13 protein-coding genes are annotated in these 13,388 nt (G+C 43.2%); all 13 read left to right on the top strand.

Translation table 11 applies throughout. From position 1 onward, the window contains the following. Positions 1 to 16: 16 nt before the first annotated feature. On the top strand, positions 17 to 1,150 hold the full coding sequence (bshA, locus tag ACTHPA_RS06380; RefSeq protein ID WP_440499328.1) for an N-acetyl-alpha-D-glucosaminyl L-malate synthase BshA: 1,134 nt from the start codon (positions 17 to 19) through the stop codon (positions 1,148 to 1,150). Next, positions 1,147 to 2,337, top strand: coding sequence for a CCA tRNA nucleotidyltransferase (locus tag ACTHPA_RS06375; protein WP_440499327.1), 1,191 nt, complete (start codon positions 1,147 to 1,149; stop codon positions 2,335 to 2,337). The genes bshA and ACTHPA_RS06375 overlap by 4 nt, the downstream gene beginning before the upstream one ends. After that, positions 2,315 to 3,298, top strand: coding sequence for a biotin--[acetyl-CoA-carboxylase] ligase (locus ACTHPA_RS06370; protein WP_440499326.1), 984 nt, complete (start codon positions 2,315 to 2,317; stop codon positions 3,296 to 3,298). Before ACTHPA_RS06375 ends, ACTHPA_RS06370 begins: the two co-directional genes overlap by 23 nt. Positions 3,299 to 3,539: 241 nt before the next feature. After that, the gene (gene panB, locus ACTHPA_RS06365; protein ID WP_440499325.1) at positions 3,540 to 4,385 is read left to right on the top strand and encodes a 3-methyl-2-oxobutanoate hydroxymethyltransferase; all 846 of its coding nucleotides are present in this window, start codon (positions 3,540 to 3,542) and stop codon (positions 4,383 to 4,385) included. Next, a complete protein-coding gene (panC, locus tag ACTHPA_RS06360) occupies positions 4,375 to 5,274 on the top strand; it encodes a pantoate--beta-alanine ligase (RefSeq protein ID WP_440499324.1) in 900 nt (299 codons plus the stop codon). The genes panB and panC overlap by 11 nt, the downstream gene beginning before the upstream one ends. Further along, the gene (panD, locus tag ACTHPA_RS06355; RefSeq protein ID WP_440499323.1) at positions 5,249 to 5,629 is read left to right on the top strand and encodes an aspartate 1-decarboxylase; all 381 of its coding nucleotides are present in this window, start codon (positions 5,249 to 5,251) and stop codon (positions 5,627 to 5,629) included. Before panC ends, panD begins: the two co-directional genes overlap by 26 nt. 135 nt (positions 5,630 to 5,764) lie before the next feature. Continuing rightward, complete coding sequence (gene dinG / locus ACTHPA_RS06350) at positions 5,765 to 8,542, top strand: ATP-dependent DNA helicase DinG (protein WP_440499322.1); 2,778 nt, start codon at positions 5,765 to 5,767, stop codon at positions 8,540 to 8,542. Positions 8,543 to 8,608: 66 nt separating this feature from the next. Continuing rightward, a complete protein-coding gene (locus ACTHPA_RS06345) occupies positions 8,609 to 9,088 on the top strand; it encodes a cell wall elongation regulator TseB-like domain-containing protein (protein WP_440499321.1) in 480 nt (159 codons plus the stop codon). Between the two features lie 44 nt (positions 9,089 to 9,132). Beyond that, on the top strand, positions 9,133 to 10,326 hold the full coding sequence (locus tag ACTHPA_RS06340) for a pyridoxal phosphate-dependent aminotransferase (RefSeq protein ID WP_440499320.1): 1,194 nt from the start codon (positions 9,133 to 9,135) through the stop codon (positions 10,324 to 10,326). Between the two features lie 25 nt (positions 10,327 to 10,351). Then, a complete protein-coding gene (asnS, locus tag ACTHPA_RS06335) occupies positions 10,352 to 11,647 on the top strand; it encodes an asparagine--tRNA ligase (protein WP_440499319.1) in 1,296 nt (431 codons plus the stop codon). Positions 11,648 to 11,680: 33 nt separating this feature from the next. Beyond that, positions 11,681 to 12,388: a DnaD domain protein gene (locus ACTHPA_RS06330; RefSeq protein ID WP_440499318.1), complete on the top strand. Its 708-nt coding sequence runs from the start codon at positions 11,681 to 11,683 to the stop codon at positions 12,386 to 12,388. Between the two features lie 10 nt (positions 12,389 to 12,398). Continuing rightward, a complete protein-coding gene (gene nth / locus ACTHPA_RS06325) occupies positions 12,399 to 13,049 on the top strand; it encodes an endonuclease III (protein ID WP_440499317.1) in 651 nt (216 codons plus the stop codon). Further along, positions 13,042 to 13,386, top strand: a complete 345-nt coding sequence (locus ACTHPA_RS06320) for a YpoC family protein (RefSeq protein ID WP_440499316.1) — start codon at positions 13,042 to 13,044, stop codon at positions 13,384 to 13,386. Before nth ends, ACTHPA_RS06320 begins: the two co-directional genes overlap by 8 nt. Positions 13,387 to 13,388: the final 2 nt, after the last annotated feature.

Below are 13,388 nucleotides of genomic sequence, written 5' to 3'. Positions count from 1 at the left end.
GGAAGAGGTGCAGTATATGAAAAAATTGAAAGTCGGTATAATCTGTTATCCCACGCTTGGGGGATCCGGGGTTGTCGCGACAGAGCTTGGATTGAAAATGGCGGAATGGGGACACGAGATGCATTTTATCACCTCAAGTCGTCCTTTCCGAATTCCCGACGGACACCCCAATGTCTACTTTCACGAAGTAAAGATTGACGGTTATGCCGTTTTCAAGTACCCGCCGTACGATATTGCCTTAGCAAATCGGATTGCTCGAGTGATTGAAGAGGAAGAGCTGGATCTATTGCATGTCCATTACGCAGTGCCTCATGCTATCTCAGCAGCTCTCGCAAAGGATATGGCGAATTCAAATATTGGTGTGATCACGACATTGCATGGAACTGATGTAACAATACTTGGCCATGATCCCGGATTGAAAAACACAGTCCGTTATGGAATTGAAAAATCAGATTTGACGACAGCCGTTTCTGAATCACTACGGCAGGATACGCTTTCGTTAATTGAGCCTGATAAAGAAATACTGACAATTTATAATTTTATCGACGAAGAGAAATACAAGCCGGTCGATCCTGGTTCATTAAAGAGTGAACTAGGTATCAAGGAAAATGAAAAGGTTATCATTCATATTTCGAACTTCAGAAGTGTGAAAAGGATTTCGGATATAATTGACAGCTTTAAGCTTATCCATAAGGAAATTGATTCGAAATTAGTATTAGTCGGCGCAGGTCCTGAAAAGATTGAGATGATGGAGAAGGCGAAAAGCGAAGGGCTTGAAAGGGATATCATCTTTACCGGGAAACGCGATGACCTTCCGGAACTTTTGGCAATTAGCGATGTCATGTTCTTATTATCGGAGAAAGAGGCGTTCGGGCTGGTTCTTCTAGAGGGCTTTGCATGCGGCGTACCGGCAATTGCAACTGAAATCGGTGGCATTCCTGAAGTGATTGAGGACGGCAAGAACGGATTCCTCGTTGAACTGGGAGATGTGAAGTCGGCTGCGGAGAAAGCGAAGATGCTTCTTGAAGACCCGATCCTACACAGAGAATTCCGGGAAAATGCATTACGGACAGTGGATGATAAATTTAATTCAACCTCGATCGTTCTTCAATATGAAGAGCTGTACTATAGAGTGGCGGGTTTGAAATGACTTCGCAATTTGGAACAGCATCGAGCCGAAAAGTCATTCGCCAATTGGAGGAAGCAGGTTATGAGGCGGTGTTTGTCGGTGGTTCTGTCCGGGATTATTTACTTGGTAAAGAAGCTTCGGATATCGATATAGCAACGTCTGCCACACCAGAAGAAGTAAAGCATGTGTTCACTCATACGATTGACGTCGGAATCGCCCATGGGACAGTTATGGTTTTGATGGATGGCGAACCGATCGAAGTTACGACGTACCGTACGGAAAGTACATATTCAGACCACAGGAGACCTGACGAAGTGGAGTTTGTCAGATCATTGAAGGATGATTTGCAGCGCAGGGATTTTACGATGAATGCAATCGCGTTGACGCTAACTGGTGAATTAATCGACCCGTTTAGTGGAATGATAGATCTTCAAAATCGCAAAATCCGGGCAGTCGGAAAAGCAGCTGACAGATTCCATGAGGACGCGCTGCGTATGATTCGTGCAATCCGTTTTTCGTCTGTTTTAAATTTTGAAATCGAGGATGAGACGTTGCTGGCCATTCAAGAAAACGCCGCCAGCATAAAGCATATTTCTGTAGAGCGTATCAAAGTTGAAATGGATAAGTTATGGAAAGGTGTCAACCCGGCAAAAGCGCTTGAGACGATAGCGGATACCCGCCTATCTGAGTACTTGCCGCTATTTCCAAACGATGTCCAATGTTTAATCGCTTGTGCCCCTTTTGAAACAGCAAAACAAGGTTGGGCGGCAATGATGCTTGCAGGGGATTTTTCAGTCATGAATCTTGCAAAGGCATATAAGCTTTCTAATCGAGAGAAAGCTTTTCTGTCGGATGTTCTTGCTGCATTTAATAGAAGGCAGTTCAATCAATTCACGATAGATGATTATTACCAATTTCACATCGAAGTGCTGATCACCGCAGAACAAGTATGGCAAACCTTTCATCCGAATGAACATAAAATTTCTATCGAGGATATGATACGAATGCAAGAAAACTTGCCGATTCGTTCAAAGGAAGACTTGCAAATCGATGGGAAAGACTTAATGGCGTGGACAAGCCAAAGAGGCGGCAGATGGCTCGGCGAATGGATGGATAAAATCGAAAATATGGTTTTGCATCGACATTGCCCAAATGATGCTGAAAAGATAAAGGAATGGTTTCTTAATGAATACAAACGTCAAGGATGAATTGCTAAAAAGACTTTTTGAATCTCAAGGAACTCCAATTTCGGGGCAGGAGGTTGCAGATGAATTTGGCCTTTCGCGAACAGCTATTTGGAAATATATAAAAGAATTTGAAGAAGAAGGCTATGAAATCGCTTCGATTAGGAAAAAGGGGTATGTACTCATCTCTTCGCCAGACCGTGTGAACGCCGCAAACATTCACAAGTTTTTACAGACAAAAACTTATGGAAAGGTCATCGATTATTATAATAGCTGCGAGTCGACTCAAAATATTGCACACGATGCTGCACAAGCTGGAGCATCTGATGGGACTCTCGTCGTATCGGAAGAGCAGACAGCCGGCAAGGGGAGACTGTCACGTCCATGGAATTCAGCAGCGAAAAAAGGAATTTGGATGAGTTTGATTGTTCGACCGTCCTTAATCCCTCAACAGGCGCCGCAAATGACACTTGTTGCAGCTGTTGCTGTCGTCCGGGCGATTGAAACTGTCACCGGTGTTGAAGCGATGATCAAGTGGCCAAATGATATTTTAATCAACGGTAAAAAGATGACTGGCATACTAACTGAACTTCAATCAGAACCTGATCGAGTGAAGGCTATCGTTCTTGGAATCGGCATGAATGTCAATCATGACGAAGAAGATTTTCCGATGGAGCTGAAAGAGATAGCTACTTCACTGAAGATAGAAAGTGGAATGGAAATCGATCGTTCGAAGCTTATTGCTGAAATTCTAGGTTTTCTGGAATTGTATACGGGAATGTATGAAAAACACGGATTTGGACCGATTAAGCTGCTTTGGGAAAGTTATTCGAACACAGCAGGCAAACGGATTCGTGCAGTCATGTTACATGAGACGATCGAAGGCACCGCTTTAGGTATTTCAGAGGATGGTCTTTTGGAGCTTCAGCTCGATGACGGGACCGTGAGAGGCATTTATTCGGCTGATATAGTTATTAAAGATTGAACTATACAAAACTTCCTTGATTTGCTATAGTAATGGCGAAGGGCAGTATCAATCGGAATTGCACCTTCAAGGACGTATGATTGACAGTCAAAACCTAATAAGTTCTGCCTTGATCTTGCAAAAGACAGGGACGGAGGAAACCAAAAATCGTAATTACACAATCCTTCTGCCCATTTTTGGCCAGAAGGTTTTTCAATTTTCGGTTTTCTTCATTTTGACAAACAAAAGGGAGAGGATACGGATGAAAAGTAGTACGGATTTTACGAAAATGAAACGCCTGGGGGAGAAAATTGCCATGCTTACTGCGTATGATCATCCAACTGCGCAAATGGCTGAGGAGGCAGGAATTGATATCCTTCTCGTAGGAGATTCGCTCGGAATGGTCGTATTAGGTTATGACTCGACAGCATCTGTTACGGTCGAAGACATGATACATCATGGAAAAGCGGTAAGACGTGGTGCAAAGGAGACATTCGTCGTCGTCGACATGCCTTTCGCTTCGTATCACGGTTCTGTTGATAGGACGTTGGAAGCTGCTGTCCGCATCTTTCAGGAGACTGATGCGAACGCATTGAAACTGGAAGGCGGAGGAAAGGTGATCGACACTATACGCCTGCTGACCGAAACAGGGATTCCAGTCGTCGCCCATCTAGGATTGCTTCCTCAGTCGGCTGCTGTCGTTGGGGGATATAAAGTGCAAGGGAAGACAGCCGAAGCTGCGGAACAACTTATTAAGGATGCAATCGCTTGTGAAGCAGCGGGCGCATGCATGATCGTTCTGGAATGTATTCCGTATCAGTTGTCGGAACAAGTTTCGAAAGCCGTCTCCATCCCTACGATCGGGATAGGGGCAGGAGCAGAGACAGACGGTCAAGTGCTCGTTTTCCATGATACAGTCAAATACGGAAACCACCACATCCCTAAATTTGTAGAAGCGTACGCCAATATTGGAGAGGATATCCGGAATGGTTTGCAGAAGTATGCCTCAGCCGTCAAGTCAGGTGAATTTCCAACTGAAGCACACCGTTTTGCAATGAAGGAAGATGAATTGGTCGCATTATACGGAGGAATGACTGATGTACGTTGAAAGTAACGACATCCAAGTAATTGAAACAATCGAAGAACTCCAAAAGAAACTGAACCGAAATGAAAGAAACCATAAAACTGTCGGTTTCGTCCCTACTATGGGATTTTTGCATGAAGGACATCTATCTCTCGCCAAACATGCAAGGGAGCAAAACGACATCGTCGTCATGAGTATTTTTGTTAATCCGGCACAGTTCGGACCAGGCGAGGACTTTGAATCCTATCCACGTGATCGTGAGAGGGATATCCGTCTTGCGAGAGAAGCTGGCGTCGATATTGTATTCATTCCCACAGTGGAAGAAATGTATCCTATGGATGGCGGCATTCGCATATTGCCGGGAATGCAGGCGAGTGAACTTTGCGGTGCTGCAAGGCCAGGACATTTCGATGGGGTGCTCAAAGTGGTATTGAAGCTTTTCAATATCGTTGATCCGGATCGCTCCTATTTTGGCATGAAAGATGCTCAGCAACTAGCCATTATTGAAACATTTGTCCGTGACTTCAATTTACGGACAGCTATCGTGAGGGTTCCGATTGTAAGAGAAGATGACGGCTTGGCAAAAAGCTCTCGCAATGTGAATTTAACAACGGCAGAGCGTACAGAAGCTCCTATCATTTATCGAGCATTGCAAATTGGAGCGCAGATGTTTGCTGAGGGAGCCGACCCGAATGCTATTGAACAGGAAGTATCGGATTGGATTGTCTGCAATAGCTCCGGGAAAATTGATTATGTCAGGTTACTTGCATATCCTCAATTGGTACCAGTTTTAGAAGGTACACAGGAAGTTATTTTAGCATGTGCAGTAAAATTCTCGACAACGAGGTTAATAGATAATATTATTATGTCAACAAAGGATGGTACTTATGTTCCGTATGATGATGAACAGTAAACTGCACCGCGCCACGGTGACGGAAGCGAATCTGAATTATGTAGGAAGCGTAACGATCGATAGCGATTTACTGGATGCTGCGGGAATGCTTCCGAATGAAAAAGTCCATATCGTCAATAACAACAACGGAGCGCGTTTTGAAACGTATATCATTGCAGGCGAACGCGGCAGTGGAGTCGTTTGCGTCAATGGCGCTGCAGCGAGGCTCGTTCAACAAGGTGATATTGTTATTATCATTTCTTATGCTTATGTTTCAGAAGATGAAGCTAGTACACATACACCGACAGTGCTCCTTATGGATGACAATAATCGGATTAAAGAAGTAATCACGGAAGCGCCTGGTGTTATTGCTTAATTGAATACAACGCTGATGGAGGAGGGAATTTCCTTCATCAGCATTTTTTTTTGCTAAGAACACCTAATCGAGCAAACGAGCGCCGGAATATGATACAATCTGCTGTAGTATTCAATACAGGAAGTTGATGATTGAATGGATAATAGTACATATGCAGTCGTTGACTTGGAAACGACTGGACATTCTCCTGCAAAGGGAGATCGGATTATACAAATCGCGATTGTTTTCATTGAAAACGGGACAATCACGAAAACGTATGCCCGATTTGTCAATCCAGAACGTGAAATACCCGCGTTCATCCAACAATTGACCGCAATTACGGATGAAGAAGTTCGGACTGCTCCGACATTTGAAAAAATTGCGCAAGAAGTTTCCGACATGCTCCAAGGAACGGTATTTGTAGCGCATAATACAGATTTCGACCTATCGTTTTTGCAAAGTGAATTTAAGCGTTGCAAAGTATCTGGATGGTCCGGTAAGAAAATCGATACTGTCGAGTTATCCAAAATTCTTTTCCCGTCCTCCTCTAGCTATCGTCTTCAAGACTTGGCAGAGGACCTCGATATTGAGCTGCCAACTGCTCATAGAGCGGATGATGATGCGGAAGCGACAGCAAATTTGCTGCTGACAGCATTATCCAAACTTCGGACATTGCCTGAAGAAACGTTGAACTTGTTGCATAGACGTTCATTCTCATTACGTTCGGATATTTCAACACTCATCTATGAAGCGTTGAGGCACGTCCGAACATCCGCAAACGGTCGTAAGCTTCCTTTATTTAGAGGAATTCCATACCGTAAAGTGGAAAATATTGGAGGGGCGATCGCAGCCCGGTCCTCGTACCCGTTGAATGAAAAGGAAAAAATCGATCTTTTAAAGAAAGGTTATCCTTCTTTCGAATATCGAAAGTCCCAACTGTCTTTCATGGATGCAATATGGGAAACGCTGAATTCACATGCTGAAGTTATAGCTGAAGTCCCGACTGGGGTAGGAAAGACAGTCGGCTATTTGCTGCCTGCAACTATTCATTCGTTTCAAACAGGGAAACCAGTAGTCATTAGTACGTTCACAAATCACCTTGTCGATAAGATTTTAGAAGACGAAGTGGAGCGAGTTCGTACAATGCTTGGCATTGATTGCACCGCTACAGTTCTAAAAGGCAGAGAGCAGTATTTATCGCTCGGCAAGTTCGAGGAGTTATTGAGAATTACAGACGAATCGTATGATGAGACGTTTACCATCATGCAAATCCTTGTTTGGCTGACAGATACGGAAACAGGTGATTTGAATGAATTGAATGTTTCTGGCGGTGGACAATTATTTGTTGATAGAATCCGCAAGCGGAATAATCGGCTGAAGGACGATGAGAAAGCGGCAGATTACCACCAGCGGATGATAGACGCTTGTCGGCATTCGAATCTCATCATTACGAATCACTCGATGCTATTGTCGGATTCCAACCGAGAACAAAAGATATTTCATAACTTTTCGGGCTTGATCATCGATGAAGCCCATCAATTCATTCATACAGCAGCGAATTCCAATGAGACAGTGTTGTCCTATATGAATTGGAAGTATGTCATGGGTCAGCTAGGCTCTGATGCAGATGGCCAGCTTCTTCATCATTTGATGAACCTTCATCGAAAATATAGTAACTTTGGAAATCAACTATTTGGGAAGCTCTCAGCCTCTTATGAGAAATTCTCCAATATATTTGATGAAGTTGCTTCGCTAATGTCATCCCATAAGCCGCAATCTGGCGGTGGCCAGCAAGGAAATCGAGTGGTTTTCAGTCTTGAAGAAATAGCCGGAAATAAACCGGTCTTTTCACAAATGGCTGACAAAATGAATGAATATATACAGAATGTGCAAACGATTAGTTTACGATTGGAATCATACAGAGAAAAAATGTCGATGAAAGAACAGGCGTTTTTATCCGAATGGAATTATTGGTTACGAGAATTGAAAATCAAAGCCGGCGAATGGGTTGAAATATTTTTGGATGATGAAACAGATAATTTCACTGTTTGGATTGAAAAAGATAAAAGAAGCTTGCCAGGAAGCTTGAATGTAGTGAAAAGTCCTGTAGATGGCTCTGCAATTACGAAGGAATTCATTACTAGCTTAAAAAATGAAAACATTGGAGTCGTTTGGACGTCTGCTACGATGACGATCAATCAAGATGAGCGATTTGTTCCAAGGCAGCTAGGCATTGAGGATCACGTGCCTGTTTTGACATTTGATGCTCCAGCTCATTTCTATGACAACGCTGGGATATTTATCGTTGAAGATATGCCTTCAATCCAGCATGTTTCACAGAGCGACTATATCGAGGCTGTAGCGGATGCTGTCGTCCAAACTGTAATCGCGACTGGCGGAAGGCTCTTCGTTTTATTTACTTCTCAAGATATGTTGCGCAAAACATATGAATTGATTTTAGAAAGTGAATTATTGAATGATTATGCTCTAATCGCACAAGGCGTCAGTTCGGGCAGCCGTATGAAACTTTTAAAGTCATTCCGCCAGTTCGGTAAATCGATCTTGTTTGGAACGAACAGTTTTTGGGAAGGCGTTGATGTCCCTGGAGAAGCATTATCCGCTGTCATTATTGTCAGACTGCCATTTTCATCGCCGGATGAAGTTGTTTTCAAAGCGAGGGCAGCAAAGCTTGCAGCGAACGGTTCGAACCCATTTACTGATTTATCTCTACCAGAAGCAATTTTAAGGTTCCGCCAAGGGTTCGGTCGATTAATACGGTCATCTGGAGATAGGGGCTTTTTCATCATTTTGGATAGGCGAATTGAAACAAAATCATACGGAAAGCGTTTTTTAGCTGCACTGCCTTCCGTTCCTATTCAGAAAGTGTCATTAGAACATATGGTGAATGAGCTCGAAGATTGTTATAATAAATAGGAATCCAGTAGATAACGGGATGCGGTTGCATTCTAATGGCAGTTTTGTGTATAGGAAGTGAGACGAATGATGAATTGGGTCAAATTCATCGCAGCTTTCCTTTTGGCATTATCACTTGTCATCATTGTCATCGTTTTTTATAATGCCAACAAACCTTTTTCGACCGCCCAACAAGATGCGGAAACGGCTGCTTTGAAAACTGGCGCTTTGCAATCTGTTGAGCACTCCGAAATTTACAATGGTACCGTATCGATGGTAACGGTGTTTGGCAAAGATGATGAAGGCAATGAGAAAGCGGTATTCATTGAAGGGAAAACAGGGGAAATCATCGATGAAGTGGCGATGAAAGACGGAATTGAAGCAGATGCAGCGATCAAAACAGTCAAAGCAGAACTGCAAGTGGAGAAAATCCTTCATGTGACACTCGGCTTGGAAGAAGGCCATCCTGTATGGGAAGTCGCATTTAAAGGTGACAATGGCAAGTTGAATTATGTGTATGTCTTTTTTGAGAACGGTGAATGGTGGAAGCGGATTTTAAATCTATAAATGCATTCATTCAAGAGATGAAGGGACAAAAGGGAGCGATTCTGTTGACAAAGAAATTAGCGGCTAGAGTGAATACATTATCACCATCAACAACCCTTGCCATTACGGCGAAAGCGAAAGAGATGAAAGAGTCGGGTATCGACGTTATCGGGTTAGGTGCAGGCGAGCCTGATTACAATACGCCGGAAAACATTTTGGAAGCAGCTTATCAATCGATGAAAGAAGGCAAGACAAAATATACGCCTTCTGGGGGGCTTCCTGCATTGAAGGATGCCGTCATTGCCAAATTGAAGGCGGATCAGCAGTTAGATTATTCAAGGCAGGAAATTATGATCGGTATTGGCGCGAAGCATGTTTTATACACACTCTTCCAAGTCATACTGGACCCTAGCGATGAAGTGATCATTCCTACTCCATATTGGGTAAGCTATCCTGAGCAAGTGAAGCTGGCTGAAGGTGTTCCTGTATTTGTCGAAGGCACTTCCGATGCCCAGTTCAAAGTGACGGCTGAACAAATCAGTGGCGCAATCACGTCTAAAACAAAAGCTGTCATTATCAATTCTCCAGGAAATCCTACTGGTATGATCTATTCTCGTGAAGAACTTCAACAAATAGCAGAAGTTTGTCGAGAAAAGGACATTTGGATCATTTCGGATGAAATCTATGAAAAATTGATTTATGGTGGAGAGAAGCATGTTTCGATCGCCCAGCTTTCGGAAGATGCGAAAAATCGGACGTTCATCATTAATGGCGTATCCAAATCACATTCAATGACTGGTTGGAGAATCGGTTATATCGCGGGCGATGCACAAGTCGTCAGCGCTATGACGAATTTGGCAAGCCATTCGACATCCAATCCGACAACTACGTCACAATATGCTGCGATTGAAGCGTATAACGGCCCTCAAGATGCAGTGGAAACGATGAGGAAAGATTTCGAGTCGAGATTAGAGCGTATTTATCCCCAGCTTGCAGCAATACCGGGTTTTACAGTCGTCAAACCTCAAGGTGCATTCTATTTGCTGCCGGAAGTTTCGGAAGCGATAAAGAAAACCGGTTTTACTAATGTGGACGATTTTGCATCCGCATTATTAACTGAAGCAAAAGTGGCAGTCATCCCAGGGTCCGGATTTGGTTCACCTGAAACGATCCGATTGTCCTATGCAACATCGATCGACCTGCTTGAAGAAGCGGTAAAACGTATCCGCTCATACGTAGAAGCTAACTGGAAAGAATAATAGTCATACACTCACGGAGGTACTTATGAAAACAATTATGATTCACGAAATGCCCGATCACGTTGGTGAAACTGTCCGGATCGGAGCATGGTTATCGAATAAAAGATCAAGCGGCAAAATCGCTTTCCTTCAACTTCGCGACGGTTCTGGATTTGTCCAAGGTGTTGTCGTCAAGGAAGTTGTCGGGGAGGAAGTTTTCGCTAAAGCGAAATCTCTGCATCAGGAATCTTCCCTTTATGTGACAGCAGAAGTGACGGAAGATGAACGTTCTTCATTCGGAGTCGAACTGCAAGTAAAAGATATCGAAATCATTCACGAAGCAATCGATTATCCAATTACGCCGAAGGAACACGGAACAGAGTTTTTGATGGATAACCGTCATTTATGGCTACGGTCTCGTAAACAGCATGCCATCATGAAAATTCGGAACGAAATCATCCGCTCTACATTTGAATTTTTCCATATGAACGGTTTTGTGAAAATAGATCCTCCGATATTGACAGGTTCTTCACCTGAAGGGACTACAGAACTATTCCATACAAAATACTTTGATGAAGATGCTTATTTATCACAATCAGGACAGCTCTATCTTGAAGCTGCAGCGATGGCTCTCGGAAAAGTATTTTCATTTGGACCGACATTCCGTGCAGAGAAATCGAAAACACGCCGTCATTTGATTGAATTCTGGATGATTGAACCTGAAATGGCATTCGTGCAACATGAAGAAAGCTTGGAAATTCAAGAGCAATATGTTTCGCATATCGTCCAATCCGTATTGCAAAACTGCCCATTGGAACTCGAGCGACTTGGTCGGGATGTTTCGAAACTTGAAAAGATCCAAGCTCCATTCCCTCGTATTTCTTATGATGATGCAATTAAGTTCCTTCAAGAAAAGGGCTTTGACGACATTCAATGGGGCGATGATTTCGGTGCTCCGCATGAAACTGCGATTGCCGAAAACTTTGATATGCCTGTCTTCATTACAAATTATCCTAAGGATATTAAATCGTTCTATATGCAACCGCACCCAGATCGCGATGATGTAGTTCTTTGCGCAGATTTGATTGCTCCGGAAGGCTATGGGGAAATCATCGGCGGCTCAGAACGTATTTATGACTATGATTTAATGAAGCAACGCATCAAAGAGCATAATTTGGATGAGTCTGCTTATGAATGGTATTTAGAATTAAGTAAATACGGCGCTGTTCCACATTCCGGCTTCGGACTTGGGTTGGAACGGACGGTAGCGTGGATTTCCGGAGTCGAGCACGTTCGGGAAACAATTCCGTTCCCACGTTTGTTGAATCGTCTATATCCGTAATAGAAGTAAGAAATAAATAGTGAGGTGTTCGCCATGCAAGATGAAGAACGGCTCCGTATTTGGATTGAGCAGGGAAATGTAACTATTTCCCAGCTCTTTTTTCAGCACTATAAAGCGTTGGATATAAAAGATGTCGATGCCGTTCTCTTGTTGCATATGTATGCATATCAAGCAGAGGGTTCACAATTTCCTACGCCATCTGATCTTGCAGCACGTATGCATTTAACCGAAAATGAAGTGTCCGCCATCCTTCAACGCTTCATGCAGCGTGGATTATTGGAAATCAAGCAAGGTCAGGACGAAAACGGAGTACTTTACGAACAGTTCTCGATGCAGCCATTATGGAACAGATTAGTAAGTATTGTACTAGCTGAAAAGAACGTAAAGGAAGAACAGAAAGACAAGGAAGAAGAAGGCGAAATCTTTACGTTGTTCGAGCAGGAGTTCGGAAGACTTTTATCACCAATGGAATGCGAAACGATTACAATGTGGCTGGATGAAGATGGACATGCCGTCCAGATTATCAGGGCAGCATTGAAAGAGGCGGTTCTTGCCCAAAAGCTCAGTTTGCGCTATATTGACCGGATATTGTTCGAATGGAAAAAGAAAAGAGTAAGAACGTTGAATGACGTGGAAAAGCAATCTAGGTCGTTCAGGACATCAATGATACGTCCAGTTCAAAATCAGGAAGCCGCTGTAAAAAAGGTTCCTTTTTATAATTGGCTGGAAGAACGGGAATAGGTGATTGTCTATGTTGACGAAGAAACAATGGGAAGTCTGTCTAGAAGAATTCGGGAAGATGTTTCCCGACGCTCATTGTGAGCTGGTGCACGAAAACGCTTTTGAGCTGCTCGTCGCCACATTACTCTCCGCTCAATGTACAGACGTGCTCGTAAACCGGGTAACAGCGGATTTATTCAAAAAATATAAAACGCCTGAAGATTACTTGGCCGTTGATATTGAAGAGCTCCAAAACGACATTCGTTCCATTGGCCTGTATCGGAATAAAGCGAAAAATATTCAAGCGTTGAGCGCTCTTTTGATCGAAGAATTTGATGGAGTAGTGCCAGCGGATAGAGATTTACTAACGACGTTTCCAGGTGTCGGCAGGAAAACAGCCAATGTTGTCGTTTCGAACGCTTTCGGCATTCCGGCAATGGCAGTTGACACTCATGTTGAGCGGGTTGCCAAGCGCCTCGGTATGAATCGTTGGAAAGATACACCTCTCATGGTGGAAGAAAAAATCATGCGCTGGACCCCTATGGAAAAATGGACGGACACGCACCATCAAATCATTTTTTTTGGAAGATATCATTGCAAAGCCCAAAATCCGAATTGCAGTGAATGTCCACTCCTTCCTTTATGCAGGGAAGGGAAGAAAAGGATGAAAGGCATTGCATAATTCCGAAATGGATAAGAAGGAGTTGCTTTATTCCTTCTGGAACAATTGGTTGGACATGAAAGCAAGTATCGAGGATGCATATAAGCAAAAGGATCCTAAAGCTGCCCACATGATGGAAATAGCCATTGACAATTACTTGGAAATGGTTGAGTCGTTTTTATTTGTCGAACCTTTTGTTACAGACGGTAAAAAATCGTCAATTGAACCACTGAATGGGGAAGAGCGTCTAGCATTCATACGAAGTAAGATATCTGGGTATTATGCATACATTCAGTTGGATGCATTATATATCGAGGCGATGAAAAAAGCAGTGAGTCAAATAGCGAAGAATAAATAAAG

The organism is Sporosarcina sp. SAFN-015 (assembly GCF_051966875.1).
Lineage (GTDB): Bacteria > Bacillota > Bacilli > Bacillales_A > Planococcaceae > Sporosarcina.
The sequence above is the reverse complement of the archived record's forward strand: the minus strand, read 5'-3'. Positions and strand labels throughout refer to the sequence as shown.